The organism is Paenibacillus sp. P32E (assembly GCF_001909085.1).
Lineage (GTDB): Bacteria > Bacillota > Bacilli > Paenibacillales > Paenibacillaceae > Paenibacillus_AQ > Paenibacillus_AQ helianthi.
In genome coordinates this window covers 181,054-196,082 of the sequence record NZ_LVYY01000003.1, presented here as the reverse complement: position 1 = coordinate 196,082, position 15,029 = coordinate 181,054, and the positions used below count along the sequence as shown (strand labels likewise).

The following is a 15,029-nucleotide window of genomic DNA, read 5'->3' as shown; positions in this document are numbered from 1 at the left end:
TTTCTGTCCGGGCCCCAATCCCGCTCCCGTAGCTCCTGTATTCTGGACTTCTACAGGAACCATTCTGGTACTCTACATTCTGCTGGTAATCATCCTCAGTGCCGGAATATTCTAAGTTTGTCCGCATTTGCCGAAATGACAAATCCCCCGATCACCCGGCTCTTTTACATCCGGGTGATTGTTTCTTTTTACGACATTTCCCGGGGAATGAAAATTCATCTTATAGATTGTGTAACAAATAAATCGCTGATATAATGACGACTTTTAGGTAAAATATCGACATAGACACATCACCACGGGGGAAGGATGACCGTATATGTCCATCACTATCATCGTTGAAGGTAAAAACGACCGCAGCAGATTACGGCGGCTGCTGGCGCCAGAGATTGACATCCAATGCACATTCGGCACTCTAAACACACTGAAGCTGGAGACGCTGCGGCGCAGAATAGGCGACGGAGAGGTATACCTGTACATGGACAATGACAGCTCAGGCAAAAAAATCCGCGGTATCCTGCGTGATGCTTTCCCGGATGCCGTTCATATTTATACCCGTAAAGGCTATGCCGGAGTGGAAGGAACCCCCGATGAATACAATATCACTCAACTGGAAAAGGCAGGACTTGAGGAGTTCATTATTTATCCAGAGCCATTTCCTTACATGGAAACGTAAGCGTACAGGACAAGCTGTCGTTGCTAGCTTCGGCATTACAAAGAACCGGTTACCGTAGTTCTCCAACAACCCAAATAACGCCTTGTTCACTTCCTGCGTCTCACGCAAGAAGTGAACAAGGCGTTATTTTCAATGCATTTTATTTTTCCCCAATCAATTTCTTCAGTTCGCCTGCCAAAAATTCCGGTGTCACGTTCTCCGTTTCTCCTGCATCGTAGAGTCCCCGGAGCCGGTTGTGGCGGTCCACCAGACCAATCAGATTCGCATGGGCAAAATTATCCTTGTTGTCCCCGTAAATCAGCACCTTGAAGGAGTCGGCCGCCAGATTGCGGACCTGCTCTTGATCGCCGCGAAGGAAATACCAGCCGCTGTAGTCCGCATGAAAACGGTCAGCGAACGTCTTGATTGCTTCACGTGTGTCATTCTTGGGATCAAAGGAAATGGAGACGAATTCCACATCCTTGCCGAAGCTGCCATCCTTAATCAGCAAATCCTGAGTCTGTGACAGCATAAAGGTGGTAATGGGACACACATCCGGGCATTCCGTGAAGAAGAAATACACCAGTCTCGGCTTTCCCTCCGTGTCTGCCAGTGTGATTTGCCGGCCATCCACATTTTCAAGCGAGAAGTCCTGCACTTCACCGATTACAGGCAGCTTATCATTCCTGCCGCCTAACGAGATCACAGCCAGATAAATAGCCAGACCTAAGGCCAAGAGCAGCATCAGCCAGGTCCACTTGTAGCGTTTCAAGGTCTGCACAGGACACTCCCCCTTAGCCGTGGATCGTATTCAGCACAAGCACAATCAGACTGACTGTCAGGTAATTAATGGAGAAAAAGAAGTTCTGTTTCGCCCACGCATCATCATCCTTCGCCCGGAATCCCTTCAGGGTCAAGTACAGCCAGGCGAGGGACAAACCTGCAGAGATAATGAGGTAAAAAATCCCCGCATAGTCGTAAGCATACATCAGTACAGGAATCGGCAGAAGCAGCGCCACATAAGGAATCATTTGGAATTTGGTCCGCCGGGTGCCTTTGACTACAGGCAGGAGCGGAAATCCAGCCGCTCTGTACTCTTCCTTGCGGCGGATGCCAAGCGCCCAGAAATGCGGCGGCTGCCAGAGAAACAGCATTGCGAACAGCAGCCAGGCCCCGAGATCGACTGTCCCCGTTACAGCAACATACCCGATAACTGGAGGCATTGCGCCTGAAATTGCACCTACCGAAGTGCTCCATGTAGATGTTCTTTTGAGCCAAAGGGTGTAAACTACTACATAGACAAACATGCCGACGATGCCGAATAATCCGGCCAGTATGCCACAAAAGGCAAACAACACCGCGAGACCGGCTATCCCAAGCCCTATGGCATATGCAAGCACAACACCTGGCTTCAGTCTTCCTGTCGGCAGCCCGCGTTCACGTGTTCTTTCCATTTTCATATCCAGATCACGGTCGAAATAATTATTGAACACGCAGGCAGAAGCCATGACCAGCATGGTGCCGAGCAAAGTCAGAATGAGCCGTCCATACTGCACATCCCAGCCGGAAGCCACCCAGTATCCTGCAAAAGCAGCGATAAGATTCGAGCGGATAATGCCTGGTTTCGTCACCGTAATGAAGTCGCGCCAGCTGGCACCTTCCTTCGGTGATTTGGCAGACAGCGCTGCGGAATCTGAAGAAGCCTGATATCTCAATTGATTGTCCACGTTTGGTGTTCCTCCTTCTAAGGGACTTCTACGTTCCACTGGAGCATAAAACCGATTTTTAACGTTCTTAGTTGAGAACATTATTCACTCTGCTGTTAACTTTATCATAACAAACAGAGAAAGAGTTTGACAATCATTGACCAAGATGTTCATCAATTTGACAATTGCGTGACGATATTTATTTTACACCCCCTAAATAACTGGACGTCAAATTGGGTAGATATTAATAGAGAACTTCCGTACAAAGGAGATCTGACCAATGGATACCGCTACACATTTCGTTATGGGCCTGGGACTTGCCGGACTGTCCTTTGTTGATCCCGTCGTTGCTTCCCAGCCAACATTAGCCGGTGCGGTCATGATCGCTACCGTATTGGCCTCTCAGGCCCCGGATGCCGATACTGCGCTGCGCCTCAAAAACAATGCGCTGTATATCCGTAACCACCGGGGAATCACTCACTCACTGCCGTTTTTACTCCTGTGGCCTGCCTTGATTACACTGGTCATCGGACCCGTCTTTGGGTTCGCAGATCTTCATCACCTGAGCCATATCGCCATGTGGAGCTTTATCGGCGTAGCTGTTCATGTATTTACAGACCTGTTCAACACCTATGGTACCCAGGCCGCACGTCCTTTCACAGAAAAATGGATCGCCTGGAACATTATCCATATCTTTGATCCGTTTATATTCGGCAGCCATGCGGCGGCCATTATCCTCTGGATCAGCGGACTTGTTCCACCGGCCCCATTATTTGTTACCCTGTATGCCTGCATCGCGCTTTATTATATTTGGCGGACAGTGGTGCATGCCCGGTTGACAAGAAATCTGAAGAACAAAGATATCCATCACAGCCCAGGTGAACGGTATTTCGTAATTCCGACCATCTCACCGACGCGTTGGAATGTCGTCAAAGCCAAACCGGACGGCAGCTATAATATCGGACTTCTGAACAGCGGACGGCTCGAATGGTTCAAGCATGCGGTGTGCTCCACTCACCCCGCCGTTGAGCATTCCAAAAACCATCCCGATATTCAGGCTTTTCTATACTTTACCTCCTATGCCGTAGCCGAGGTCGAGCAAGTGGCCTCTGGATATATTGTACGCTGGGGAGATGTACGTTATTTACACCGTAAGCAATTCCCGTTCGTTGCCGTGCTGGTCATGGACAATGAGTACCAACCCCTTAACACTTATGTTGGCTGGCTGAGCAGTGAAAAGCTCGATGAACGTTTTGCTATTGACCCCGGTTCGATGAAGCTTTAGACTATCACAATCACCATAAAGCGTTTTCATTAGTTTTGGCATTAAAAATCCCGCTGCTCAGAACTACGCAGCGGGTAAATTTTCAAGAGTCTGCTATGCTTCAAATCTATATTCACTTCAACAGAAAGAAGGCTGACGTTATATGGGCAAAGGCTTGTCCCTCTGGTTCGCGTGCTCTTCCATTCTTCTTCTTACCGCAGCATCCATCTCCATCAGCACTAATATCTGGCTGGCTCTGCTGCTGGGTGTGTTATGCATTGCGAATATTGGCTGGGGTTTTATCCTCAAAGCCCGTCTGAGACGCAAGGCAGAGACTAAATCACAGCAGCCCTCTTAGCGCAGCGGCAGAAAGCCCATTCGCTCTTTAACACCAGCAAGCGTCTGAGCGGCCACATTACGCGCACGTTCCGCGCCTTCAGCAAGAATGTCAGTCAGCGCGCCCGAACTGCGGATCTCGTGGTATTTCTGCTGCAGAGGCTCAAGCGTAGCTACCAAAACCTCACCCAGATCTTTTTTGAAGCCTCCATACATTTGGCCCTCGTAACGGTCAGCAATCTGCTGAAGCGTCATTCCGGAGCATTCAGCGTAAATACTCATCAGGTTGCTGATCTCAGGCTTGGTCGCCGGATCAAAGATCACCTCACGGCCGGAGTCCGTTGTGGCACGGCTTATTTTTTTGCGTATAACATCCGGCGGATCCAGCAGAGCGATATAGCTGCCAGGATTCGGATTGCTTTTGCTCATCTTTTTGGTGCCGTCATCCAGTGACATTATACGTGCGCCAACTTCTGGAATGTAAGGCTCTGGAACCGTGAAGAATTCACCAAAACGGTGGTTAAAACGTCCCGCCAAATCGCGTGTCAGCTCCAGATGCTGCTTCTGGTCTTCCCCGACGGGTACCAGGTCAGCATTGTAAATCAGAATGTCAGCCGCCATCAGTGACGGGTATACGAACAGACCCGCGCCTACAGAGTCCTTGCCGGAAGACTTATCCTTGAACTGTGTCATCCGCTCCAGCTCGCCCATTGCGGTTAAGGTAGTTATAATCCAGCCCAGCTCTGCGTGCTGCTGTACATGGGACTGCATATAGACATTGGAAATCGCGGGATCAATCCCTGCCGCCAGGTACAGAGCCGCTACTGATTCTGAATTCTCCCTCAGTGCAGCAGGGTCCTGGGAGACCGTAATGGCATGAAGATCCACAACCATAAAGTAGCACTCATGCTCTTCTTGCAGCTTAACGAAATTTTTGATCGCACCAATGTAGTTCCCCAGAGTCAGTGAACCGCTCGGCTGAATGCCGGACAATACTTTTTTAGCCATCTTATTCCCTCCGATTATGTTTTTACTTCCGGCAGCACACAAAAAGGCCCCACATCCGCAAGGGACGTGAGACCGTGGTACCACCCTTATTCGCCGCCAGCAGTCTCTTCCAAAAAGAGATGTATCAAGCAGCCTTGACTTCCGTTAACGGGGAAGAGCCGGCCGGTCTACTAAGGTCCCAAACCTGTTCGAACGCGGCGCTCCAGGGTCCATTCAGCCTGAAGTGCCCCACCGGTTCGCATCAACCACCGGCTTTCTGAAGGTGCTTCTTCCGCTTACTTGTCCCTGTCATCGCATTGTCATGTTCATGAATGCATCCATCATAGAGCGAACTGGGGAAGTTGTCAAATGACTTAACCCCTGTATATAAATCTGGTATGATAAGGGTATTCGTGTCTTTCGATTACAGTTACATTAAAGGAGCATACATTTCATGAAACAGGTGACCAAAGGGCAGTGGGGCGGTTATGATACCTATATTTTGCATAGCCGTGAGCTGGAAGTCACGCTTTTGCCGCGACTGGGTAACAACGTCATTTCGTTGTGGGACCGTAAGGAAAACCGTGAAATTCTGCGCAGGCCCGAGGAGAGCGACCTATCCTTTTACCTGCAGAAGCCTTATCATTTTGGCATGCCCCTACTGATTCCTCCCGGACGTATCCGTGAGGGACAATTCCAATTCGAAGGCACAAGCTATCAGTTCGAGCCGAATTCAGCAGGAGGACACCATATTCATGGCCTGCACCGCGCGCAATCCTGGTGTGTAAGCGATATTGAAGAAGACGAGGAAGGCTGCGCAGTGACTACAGAATTCAATACTGCGGACGATCCCCGATGGATGGAGCAATTTCCCGTCCCTTTAAAGTTTGAGATGACATTCCGTTTGCAGGATGCCCGTTTCAAGCAAACGCTCAAGGTTTCACATCTGGGAGACAAGAATATCCCTTTTGGAATGGGGTACCACACCTGGTTTATGATAGATGGCGAGCCGGATCGCTGGAAGCTTGAGCTGCCCGTCCAAAGTGTCTATGAATTGAACAATGAACTGCTGACCAGCGGCAATCTGCTGCCTTTAGGTGAGCTTGAAGCTCTGAATCAAGGCATGGAACTGGCGGGTACAAATCTGGACACCGTACTGCGAATTGGAGATGAGCAGTCTGCGGAAGCTGTACTGATGCGGAATGACGGCTATGGGCTTCGATATACCGCAGACAAGGAATTCTTCCGCCACTGGGTGATATATACCAAAGGAACAGCAGACCAATTTCTCTGTATTGAGCCCTATACCTGGCTTCCCGATGCACCCAACCTGGACAAAGATTCTTCCTTCACAGGCATAATTACCTTAAAACCAGGCCAAACTCTTGCGGTTTCAAGCCTTCTTGAAATCATCTATCCCGAACTCTAACTTTCATATAATTACCATCCTCGAAACCTTCCTGAACCGTGCATGAATTCATCTCCTAGCGCTCATACTATCTTCACAACGGGCGAAGGAGGTGAACAAACATGGGTCAAGCAAGTCAACAAGGTCGTGGTAGCCGTTCCAATAACCTAGTCGTTCCTCAAGCAAATGCAGCCCTGCAGCAATTGAAATATGAAGCAGCACAGGAGCTTGGAGTAACTATCCCAGCTGACGGTTATTATGGGAACTACACTTCCCGCGAAACCGGTTCTTTGGGAGGATATATCACCAAACGTCTGGTGCAGCTGGCAGAGCAACAATTGTCCGGTCGTTCGCAGTAACAGCCTTATCATAAGTATCCCGCCAGGCTGAATGCCTAAGCGGACCCGCTTTATAGCCCTCTTACGCCTCTCACCGAGACGCAAGAGGGCTTTTGCTTGTGCAGATCTATGTATATCTTAGCCGTAGAATTGATCGGACTTGTCGGCATGAACATTGCGTGGATAGCGGATCAACAGATTGGCCATGTTATAGTTGGATTCGAGTGTGGCATCAACAACCACCATTCCCTGACGGACGGCAAATTCATAGCTGATTTCACCGTGCGTCCAGCGCCGTTTAAATTTCAGGCTTTCCAGAGCCATAAGCCGGAACGCAGACTGTTGTCCAACGGTTAGCCCCTCTTGTTCTTCCTCAAAAGCCCCACTGCGACCTGCCAGCGGATTATGGCGGATCCCGAACTTCCCAATGACGTTATTTCTGATTTGCACAAAAACCGTGCCGGAAGACAGTCCTGACAATTCCTCCTGCAGTTCCTTAAACACCAAATCAATCTGTCTTGCCAGTGATAGTTGTTCCGTTCTCAGCATGTGTCTCCCCCTAAAAGTTTTGTAAGCTCATGTTATTTTCACTTTCTAGCAGCCCTTATATAAGGCTTTAGGCTCATTATAGGCCACCTAGTACAAGCGTTCAACATTATTCAACATAATTGGGTGTTTATCCCTATATATGCGTAAATTTCATTGTTTTATCGTATATTTCCTTCTATCAATCGTCTAATTTCGACAGTATTTCAACACAAAAAAACCCCTAAAAAGGGGTTTTTGCGTATTAATACAAGGTGTTCGAACCTCGTTTTTTGCCTGCAAAAAGATGAAACGCCTTGGTTCTGACAAACTTTTAGGCTGAATGTTCTGTCATTCTCAAGAATTCGTTAATATCTGCAGTAATCAAATCTGTTGCACCTTGCCAGAAATCGGGCTTCGTCAAATCCACACCCAGATGCTTCGACACCAAATCCTCTAGGGTCATGATACCTGTATCACGCAGCAAACTGTCGTATTTATCGGCGAAAGATGCACCTTCCTGGAGGGCAAGCCGGTACAATCCTGTACTGAACATGTAGCCAACGGTGTATGGGAAGTTGTAGAATGGCACATCCGTAATATAGAAATGCAGCTTGGCTGCCCAGAAATGCGGATGATATTCAGACAGAATTCCGCAGTAGGCTTCCTTCTGGGCTTCTACCATCAGCTCCGACAATTCTTCGGCATTCACCAGCCCCTGCTTACGCTTCTCATAAAAACGGGTTTCAAACAAAAAGCGGGCGTGGATATTCATGAAGAAGGCCACACTGTTCTGGATTTTCGCTTCAAGCAGGGCAATTTTCTCCTCGCTGCTTGCTGCAGCCTTAACTTGGGCATCGGCTACAATGACCTCTGCGAAGGTTGAAGCGGTCTCTGCCACATTCATAGCATAGTTCTGATTGAACAGAGGAAGATCTTCCAGCAGATAGGAATGATAAGCATGCCCAAGTTCATGAGCCAGGGTCGACACATTGGATGGGGTGCCGCTATAGGTCATAAAAATGCGGGATTCCTTGCTTTCCGGAAAGGATACACAGAATCCGCCTGGGCGTTTACCTGGTCGGTCTTCCACCTCAATCCAATTGCTGTCGAAAGCGCGTTCGGCAAAATCAGCCAGCTTCGGACTGAATTTGCGAAACTGCGTTACAATGTCTTTTGCTGCCTGATCGTAGGGGATTTTGCCGGAGGACTTCCCTACCGGTGCATCTACATCTACCCAGGCCAGAGATTCAAGCCCGAGCAGCTTGGCTTTACGGTTTAAGTAAGAGACCAGTGCCGGTTTGGCTTTGGTAATCACGTCCCACATCATATCCAGTGATGCTCCTGACATGCGGTTAATGCCCAGCGGCTCCTTGAGCACATTCTCCCAGCCACGGCCTTGATACAGATTCAGACGGAAGCCAGCCAGGTGATTGAGGGTGTCTGCACAATAGTCGGCCGCACCGGCCCAGGCTTCTTCCCATTTGCGGAACATGATCTCCCGCACCTTAGGGTCGGGATCATCCAGCTTGTTGAAGGCCTGTCCGGCGGACAGCAGCTTGGCCCCCTCTTTATCCTCATATGGGATCTGTATGGAGCTCACAATCGTTTCGTAGTGCTCGCTCCAGCCATGATAACCGTCAACAGCCAACTTAAGCGCGAGTCCCTCCAGTTCCGGACTCATTTTCTCACGGGCTAAGTCGCGGCTCTCACTGAGAACAAACTCCAGTGGCGCAATTTCCGGGCGGGCCATCCACTCGCTCCATACATCATCGGGGGTTTGCCGCAGCACATTGTCGAACTTGGAACTGACGCCCTCGAAGCCTGCACGAAGGCCCGTAACCTTGGAGGACAGCCGTACAGCGCCCTTGTCCTGCTGATTCTGCGCACCCAGGCATCCGGCAAATTCCGAAGCCTGAACCAGACGGCCGGAACAGCTCTGCAGCAATGCTATAAATTCATCCAGCGCACGGGTCGATTCGACATTTACAGGTGAAGCTGACTCTGCAACCTGCTGTCCTAGAACCTGGATGTCGGTCTCCAGCTTTTTCAAAAAGCTCTCAAACTGCGGTGAAGCAGATCCTCCCGGAAATATAGAATCCAGTTCCCAGGTCAATGATAAAGGTTGTTTCATTTCGTTTCCCCTTCCTTTACTAACATTTGGTTTTCTTTGTATTTGGCCTGCAGCCATGGTAAAGTGAATTCAAATACGGGCAAGAATGCCCTGAAGTACCGCCAACCCTATTTATTAAGGAGGACATCCCCATGAAGCCATTGCAGATTTCACCGGAAACGGCGATTACATTATCTAAACAACTCGGTGTTCCACTGGAACACCTGATGCATATGCCTCAACATATCTTGCTGCAAAAGATCGCGGAGCTATCCAAGAAGCAGAGTGAAGACACAGCCGAGAAGGGCGAACAATGATACCCTTCAGCCATACCTGGCCTTATGACATCACTTTAGGAGACATGTATGTGCAGTACTGTCCGTTCTGCGACAAGGAGAACGTACTTCTGCCTATGAAACCGGACGAGTTGCAGCTTGTCCGGGACGGCAAAAAAAGGCTGCTGGTCTTCCCTTGCTGTAAGACCAGCCTGACTGTAATCGACAACGACGCCGATTACCTGCTCTTTGACCGGTCTGTCCGCTGATCATTCAGCACAGACCGCTGCATTTTTCCGTTGACTATAGCTTAACAGGTGCACAGGAGAAGCTTCCTGTGCCTTTTTTAGTGATGTCCAGCAGATACTCCTTATGTACCCGACGATAATCCGTCCGGACTTAATTCTCCCCCATTCATCTGTTCACGCAAAAGAGCCCACTGCTCCCGGGCCGCCCGGATCATCGCAGCATCCATAATCTTCTGGTCATTGATCAGACGCGAAAACCATTTCACTGCGTTTGAAAATTCGCCGATGCGGCGGTTCAGCTCACCAATCAGGTACATCAGACGGGCATCGTTACCGCCAATGCCATCATTTTCAAAGACCTTAATATACATGTCGAGCGAATAACGCAAGAAACGCTGCTCCTGCGCAGTATCCCCTTGATACCGGTACATCCAGGCAATATGATGCAAAAGACTGGCAATAATCCGGTCCTTATCCTTGATGCTCTGGGCACAGATCAATGCAAGCTTATAGGTCTCAAGTGCAATCTCCCAGCTGCGTTTATCACCAAAGTCCCGGGAAATCCAGCGGCTGCCCACCTGATCACCGAAAGACTTGCGCTGCCAGTCAGCGAGCTTGTCCGCAGAATTCTCCGTAGAGGCAAAACCGCAGGCCGGGCAGACGCGCACGACGTAATAATCCGGGTTCTCATCCTTGTAGTAAGAGCAGAAATCTGCATCACGGCGAATTGCTTTTTTGAGGCTGGGACGAACTCTTGAGGTTATAAATTCTTTCTCACAGTTGCAGCAGATTACTTTAATAGTGTATAAAGGTATCAAATCCGGCAATGCCCTCATCCTTTCACGATCAACTACGCGTTACTCCTGGGGCATGTTGACAAAATGATGTGCAGGACCCGCAAGCCGGCTTAATACAAATGAACGCAGCGGCTCCTCCACACCCGTTTCCTCTAGCGCCTCTTTCATACAAGCCAGCCACTCTTCCGCACGCTCCGGGGTAATCGGGACATGCATATGCCTTGCCCTCATCATCGGATGTCCATGCAGCTCAGAATAGAGTGTGGGTCCACCAAAAAATTGACTCAGGAATTGATACTGTTTCTCCAGGACAGGAGTAATATCTGCCGGGAACAAAGGGCCGAGCTGCGGATGAAGCTGCACCTTGGCATAAAAAACCTCTACCAGCCGGTGCAAACCCTCTGCGCCTCCCAGGTTGTCATATAAGCTGTCGTTTGGATTCATCGGCGGTTACCAGCTTTCTTCCGTATTCATGTAACGGCTTTTTTATTATACCAAAATTTACGCTGCCCGGTTATCCTGCCGTAAGTAACATATTGTGAAGCTTACCCACAGAAAAAAGACGCTAAACCATGGTTTAGCGCCTAGAGTATTTAATAGGTCCGAAATTCCTCATCACCAGGTGGGACAAGAGAGACCCGGATAACATATACAAAAGCACAAACCAGAACTCCGGCAACTACACTCATCACCATCACTCCATCCCTAATAAGGTGTGCATTAATTAATTTTATATTACCATAATTTCAGTCAAAAAGCACATCCAAGTGTAACCGCTTTCTGAATTTTTTTGTGCTGTTTGTCCCTCTTTTCGCATACATTTATCCATATACCGGGAGGCGTTGCCGATGATTCTGAAAAAAAACTACGGCCTGCTGTTGGGTGTCCTCCTTGCCGGATGTATGATGCTCCTGCTGCTGAATCCGGCAAGCTCTCTGGATGCAGCCGTACGCGGGCTTACCGTCTGGTGGGACGTGCTGTTCCCCTCGCTTTTTCCCTTTTTCGTGATATCCGAAATGATGCTGGGCTTCGGTGTAGTTCATCTGTTCGGGGCTCTGCTCGACCCGCTCATGCGTCCACTCTTCAATATTCCCGGCAGTGGAGGCTTTGTCGCGGCTATGGGTTATGTATCAGGATACCCTGTTGGCGCCAGATTAACCGCAAAGCTGCGTGAACAGGAACTGCTGAACCGTGTAGAAGGCGAACGGCTCGTGGCTTTTACCACTTCCTCCGACCCGATTTTTCTGCTGGGCGCGGTCTCCGTAGGGTTCTTTCATGATGCTTCTCTGGGACTTATCCTTGCGCTGGCCCATTACGGAGGCGGCTTCTTAGTAGGACTTCTGATGTCTTTTCACGGCCGGCGCGAGAATGCCACCGTTCCCGTAACTTCTCCTGCCTCCAACCTTCCGGAGGCTTCTGACGACAGAGATACCGGGAGAATCCGCCTGGCTCTTCGTTCTATGGCAGAAGCAAGACGCAGGGATGGACGAAGCCTCGGAGAGTTGCTGAAGGGAGCCGTTCAAGCTTCGCTGCAGCTCATTATTGTGGTAGGCGGCCTGGTGGTATTCTTCAATGTGCTGATGGAGCTGATGTCCCGTGCCGGAATCATGTCCGCACTCATCAGCGTTACCGAGGGACTTTTGACCTGGGCGGGGTTCCCGGCTGACCTGTCCCGGGCTCTCGTCAGCGGCCTCTTCGAAGTGACGCTGGGTGCCCGCTCTGCCGGCTCAGCGGCCGATTCGGTCCCGCTACAATACAAGGTAGCCGCCGCAGCCTGTGTACTCTCCTGGGGCGGCTTATCCGTCCACGCTCAGGTTGCCAGCATCCTGAATGGAACAGGGCTTCGCTATCTGCCCTTTATGGCTGCCAGGCTGGTGCATGCGTTCTTGTCTACGGGACTCGTACTTTTGCTCTGGAACCCCGTGGTCCGTTCGGGCCTCTCAACTGGCTATAGTGCCACTCCTGCCGTCGCCGGTTTTGCCTCCCCGCTGTCCGGCTTGGCCAGCAGTATGAGCTGGCTTGGGGTACTTCTGGGCACAGCCCTGCTGCTCTCTCTCCTGGTTCTCCTCATCCGCCGTATTCCGCGCTTTGGACGGAGGCTGTGACTTTTACCACTTCAAATATTGTGTTCCGGGTCCAGATTGATTATGATCGGTGTATGACTGAAACATACAAAGGAGCTTATACATCTTGAGATATTATGTTCTGGACCGCGGGGACGAACTGTCCATCAAACTTGCGGAGCAATTTCACAAGCTGGCAGCGGAACGGAATCTGGAGCTGGATGCGAAGTCTCCGGAAATCGTGATCTCGATTGGCGGGGACGGCACGATGCTGCACGCCTTTCACACTTTTATCGATCAGATCCCCAATCTGTCTTTTGTGGGCGTCCATACTGGACATTTAGGATTCTATGCGGACTGGAAGGCAGACGAACTGCCTACTCTGATTGATTACATGTGTGGGATTGGCACCTCGGAGCCCCAGAAGCCACGCATGGTCAAATATCCGCTGCTTGAGCTAGAGATCCACAAGAAATCCGGCTCCACCTCTCATATTGCCTTGAATGAGTTCACCCTGAAGGGTGTAGACGGAACGGTAGTCATTCAGATTGACATCAATGATGTGACATTCGAAATGTTCCGCGGGGATGGTCTGTGTGTGTCCACACCGTCAGGCAGCACTGCCTACAACAAAAGCCTCGGCGGTGCGATGGTGCATCCTTCCATAGAAGCCCTGCAGATTGCGGAAATTGCCTCCATCAACAACCGGGTCTTCCGCACAATGGGATCTCCTCTGCTGCTGCCGAAGCACCATCACTGCGATATTTTCTCGCGTAAGGACCAGCGGCTGCTGCTAACCATTGACCACAACAACATTCCTGTTGATGACCTGATCTCCGTGCGCTGCCAGGTATCCGACAAAAAAATCAGCTTTGCCAGGTACCGCCCTTTTCCATTTTGGAACCGGGTCCGTGAAGCTTTCCTGATCTAGCATATTTCAGCAAAATACAGGGATTTCGTCTGTTCGGATAGAGCAGCCTTCCCGTAAAGCCAAAGCCGGAGACGACGCTGCATCTCCGGCTTTGTCATGCTTTAACTAAGCTTACATGATTGGATAGACAGCAAGAAATTTCCGATGGTATAATGAACCTATTTTACAAAGAGTTGTTATTTAAAGGAGAGAACCATTATTGAAGAAATTTTTATCCTTCATGGGCATAAGCCTGCTGGCCTTGATGCTGGCGGTACCTGCTTTTGCCGCAGACAAACCGATTACAGTCAACATTAATGGAAGCAACGTTGCTTTCACCGCCGGTTCTCCTTATCTGAAGAACAATTCTGTACTTGTCCCTTTTCGGGTCATTTTTGAAAAGCTGGGGATGAAGGTGCTCTGGGATGCAAAAACCGGAACGGTCACCGGGACAAGCAGCAATCTGGAAGTCACCCTCAAAATCGGCAGTAACCGGGCAACAGTAAATGGTCTAGTCAAGAAACTAGCCACCGCTCCGGTCTCCAGCCAAGGCACTACATACATACCCTTACGGTTCGTGGCTGAAGCTACCGGCGGTTCAGCGATCTGGGATAAGACCAGCAGAAGTGTGACGATCCTCACCTCCGTGGACACTGCGAAAGATGAGAAGGAAATTACTGACCTTATTCATTTGTCCAATGAGTATCTTAATTCTGAAAATGCGGCAGGATACTATTCGCTCGTAGCTTACCATTCGGACCAGACCGAGTCGATCGACAATATGAAGGAATACTTCAAATCATATGATATGGTCAACACCATCGAAAGTGTGGATATCTTAAGCATTCAGGGCAATGAAGCCATCGTGCATACTGTAGAAAAATCTGTGCGCAAGGGCGGCCGCTATCTGCCGGATGCGCAGGTAGAATACCTGAACACGCTTGTTCGCAAGAATGGTGTATGGAAGATTGAAAGCTCCGAATCCCAAGACAGCACCGTTCTGCTTACTCCTGAACAAGGGAAGACAGCTGCGGTCCTTCCTGATCACGATGCTGCCGCCATCAAGGACAGCCTAAGCAAATATTATGCGGCAAGAAACGCCAAGGATATCGATGGCTTGATTGCACAGACCACTTATGGGAAAGATCATGAAGCTGCCCTGAAGGAGAATCTGACTGAATATTTTAAAGGCTACAACCTGGTCTACACGCTGAATAGCTCAAATGTCTTCTATTACTCTGCGGATGAGGCTGCCGTATATGTGGAGTACACTATTAAAGAAGCCGATTCAGCTGAAAGCCAAACCCAATCTTCTGTTTATGTTTTCTCCAAATCCAGCGGCGGTCTATGGACTGTTGATGACTCTTATCTAATGGGCAGTAATACTTCAAACTAATCATATAAAAA

At 49.7% G+C, this 15,029-nt stretch carries 17 protein-coding genes, 1 pseudogene and 1 other annotated feature; of the genes and pseudogenes, 11 read left to right on the top strand and 7 right to left on the bottom strand.

Annotated features, from left to right (window positions below; all coding sequences use genetic code 11):
- Positions 1–40 precede the first annotated feature (40 nt).
- Both A3848_RS32785 and A3848_RS04840 read left to right on the top strand, forming a co-directional pair.
- Positions 41–115, top strand: a pseudogene (locus tag A3848_RS32785) (YjcZ family sporulation protein); the annotation flags it as partial.
- Positions 116–316: 201 nt separating this feature from the next.
- Positions 317–673 (top strand): DNA primase, encoded by a 357-nt coding sequence (locus A3848_RS04840; RefSeq protein WP_074083819.1) that lies wholly within the window; start codon positions 317–319, stop codon positions 671–673.
- Positions 674–812: 139 nt separating this feature from the next.
- On the opposite strand, the gene A3848_RS04835 is transcribed toward A3848_RS04840, so the two are convergent.
- Entirely contained in the window at positions 813–1,433 is a 621-nt protein-coding gene (locus A3848_RS04835) for an SCO family protein (RefSeq protein ID WP_143192100.1), read from the bottom strand.
- 13 nt (positions 1,434–1,446) lie between these two features.
- Positions 1,447–2,379 carry a heme o synthase gene (gene cyoE / locus A3848_RS04830; protein WP_074083818.1) on the bottom strand — a complete coding sequence of 311 codons (933 nt, stop codon included), beginning with the start codon at positions 2,377–2,379 and terminating at the stop codon, positions 1,447–1,449.
- Positions 2,380–2,638: 259 nt separating this feature from the next.
- On the opposite strand from cyoE, the gene A3848_RS04825 reads away from it, so the two are divergent.
- Both A3848_RS04825 and A3848_RS04820 read left to right on the top strand, forming a co-directional pair.
- Entirely contained in the window at positions 2,639–3,643 is a 1,005-nt protein-coding gene (locus tag A3848_RS04825) for a metal-dependent hydrolase (RefSeq protein ID WP_074083817.1), read from the top strand.
- Positions 3,644–3,785: 142 nt separating this feature from the next.
- Complete coding sequence (locus A3848_RS04820) at positions 3,786–3,980, top strand: hypothetical protein (protein ID WP_074083816.1); 195 nt, start codon at positions 3,786–3,788, stop codon at positions 3,978–3,980.
- On the opposite strand, the gene trpS is transcribed toward A3848_RS04820, so the two are convergent.
- Positions 3,977–4,966 carry a tryptophan--tRNA ligase gene (gene trpS, locus A3848_RS04815; RefSeq protein ID WP_074083815.1) on the bottom strand — a complete coding sequence of 330 codons (990 nt, stop codon included), beginning with the start codon at positions 4,964–4,966 and terminating at the stop codon, positions 3,977–3,979. The genes A3848_RS04820 and trpS overlap by 4 nt on opposite strands.
- Before the next feature lie 57 nt (positions 4,967–5,023).
- Positions 5,024–5,267, bottom strand: a binding site (T-box leader).
- Between the two features lie 132 nt (positions 5,268–5,399).
- Here trpS and A3848_RS04810 point away from each other — a divergent pair.
- Together A3848_RS04810 and A3848_RS04805 are read left to right on the top strand one after the other, a co-directional pair.
- Positions 5,400–6,374, top strand: coding sequence for an aldose 1-epimerase (locus tag A3848_RS04810; RefSeq protein ID WP_074083814.1), 975 nt, complete (start codon positions 5,400–5,402; stop codon positions 6,372–6,374).
- 101 nt (positions 6,375–6,475) lie between these two features.
- The gene (locus A3848_RS04805; protein ID WP_074083813.1) at positions 6,476–6,712 is read left to right on the top strand and encodes an alpha/beta-type small acid-soluble spore protein; all 237 of its coding nucleotides are present in this window, start codon (positions 6,476–6,478) and stop codon (positions 6,710–6,712) included.
- Between the two features lie 117 nt (positions 6,713–6,829).
- Here the strand turns inward: A3848_RS04805 and A3848_RS04800 are convergent, their stop codons facing one another.
- Both A3848_RS04800 and A3848_RS04795 read right to left on the bottom strand, forming a co-directional pair.
- Positions 6,830–7,240: an O-methyltransferase gene (locus A3848_RS04800; protein ID WP_074083812.1), complete on the bottom strand. Its 411-nt coding sequence runs from the start codon at positions 7,238–7,240 to the stop codon at positions 6,830–6,832.
- A gap of 310 nt (positions 7,241–7,550) precedes the next feature.
- Entirely contained in the window at positions 7,551–9,350 is a 1,800-nt protein-coding gene (locus A3848_RS04795) for a M3 family oligoendopeptidase (protein WP_074083811.1), read from the bottom strand.
- 131 nt (positions 9,351–9,481) lie between these two features.
- Between A3848_RS04795 and A3848_RS04790 the strand changes: the two genes are divergently transcribed.
- Positions 9,482–9,646, top strand: a complete 165-nt coding sequence (locus tag A3848_RS04790) for a YycC family protein (RefSeq protein ID WP_074083810.1) — start codon at positions 9,482–9,484, stop codon at positions 9,644–9,646.
- Positions 9,643–9,873: a hypothetical protein gene (locus tag A3848_RS04785; protein WP_074083809.1), complete on the top strand. Its 231-nt coding sequence runs from the start codon at positions 9,643–9,645 to the stop codon at positions 9,871–9,873. Before A3848_RS04790 ends, A3848_RS04785 begins: the two co-directional genes overlap by 4 nt.
- A gap of 101 nt (positions 9,874–9,974) precedes the next feature.
- Here A3848_RS04785 and A3848_RS04780 read toward each other — a convergent pair whose 3' ends face one another.
- Both A3848_RS04780 and A3848_RS04775 read right to left on the bottom strand, forming a co-directional pair.
- Positions 9,975–10,688: a DUF2225 domain-containing protein gene (locus A3848_RS04780; protein ID WP_074083808.1), complete on the bottom strand. Its 714-nt coding sequence runs from the start codon at positions 10,686–10,688 to the stop codon at positions 9,975–9,977.
- A 21-nt stretch (positions 10,689–10,709) separates the two neighbouring features.
- Entirely contained in the window at positions 10,710–11,093 is a 384-nt protein-coding gene (locus tag A3848_RS04775; protein WP_074083807.1) for a globin domain-containing protein, read from the bottom strand.
- A 404-nt stretch (positions 11,094–11,497) separates the two neighbouring features.
- Here A3848_RS04775 and ylbJ point away from each other — a divergent pair, with 404 nt between their 5' ends.
- The 3 genes from ylbJ (at position 11,498) to A3848_RS04760 (ending at position 15,018) form a co-directional block, all read left to right on the top strand.
- Positions 11,498–12,754, top strand: coding sequence for a sporulation integral membrane protein YlbJ (ylbJ, locus tag A3848_RS04770; RefSeq protein WP_074083806.1), 1,257 nt, complete (start codon positions 11,498–11,500; stop codon positions 12,752–12,754).
- Between the two features lie 85 nt (positions 12,755–12,839).
- Positions 12,840–13,643 carry an NAD kinase gene (locus A3848_RS04765; RefSeq protein ID WP_074083805.1) on the top strand — a complete coding sequence of 268 codons (804 nt, stop codon included), beginning with the start codon at positions 12,840–12,842 and terminating at the stop codon, positions 13,641–13,643.
- 199 nt (positions 13,644–13,842) lie between these two features.
- The gene (locus A3848_RS04760) at positions 13,843–15,018 is read left to right on the top strand and encodes a copper amine oxidase N-terminal domain-containing protein (protein ID WP_074083804.1); all 1,176 of its coding nucleotides are present in this window, start codon (positions 13,843–13,845) and stop codon (positions 15,016–15,018) included.
- The last annotated feature ends 11 nt before the right edge of the window (positions 15,019–15,029 follow it).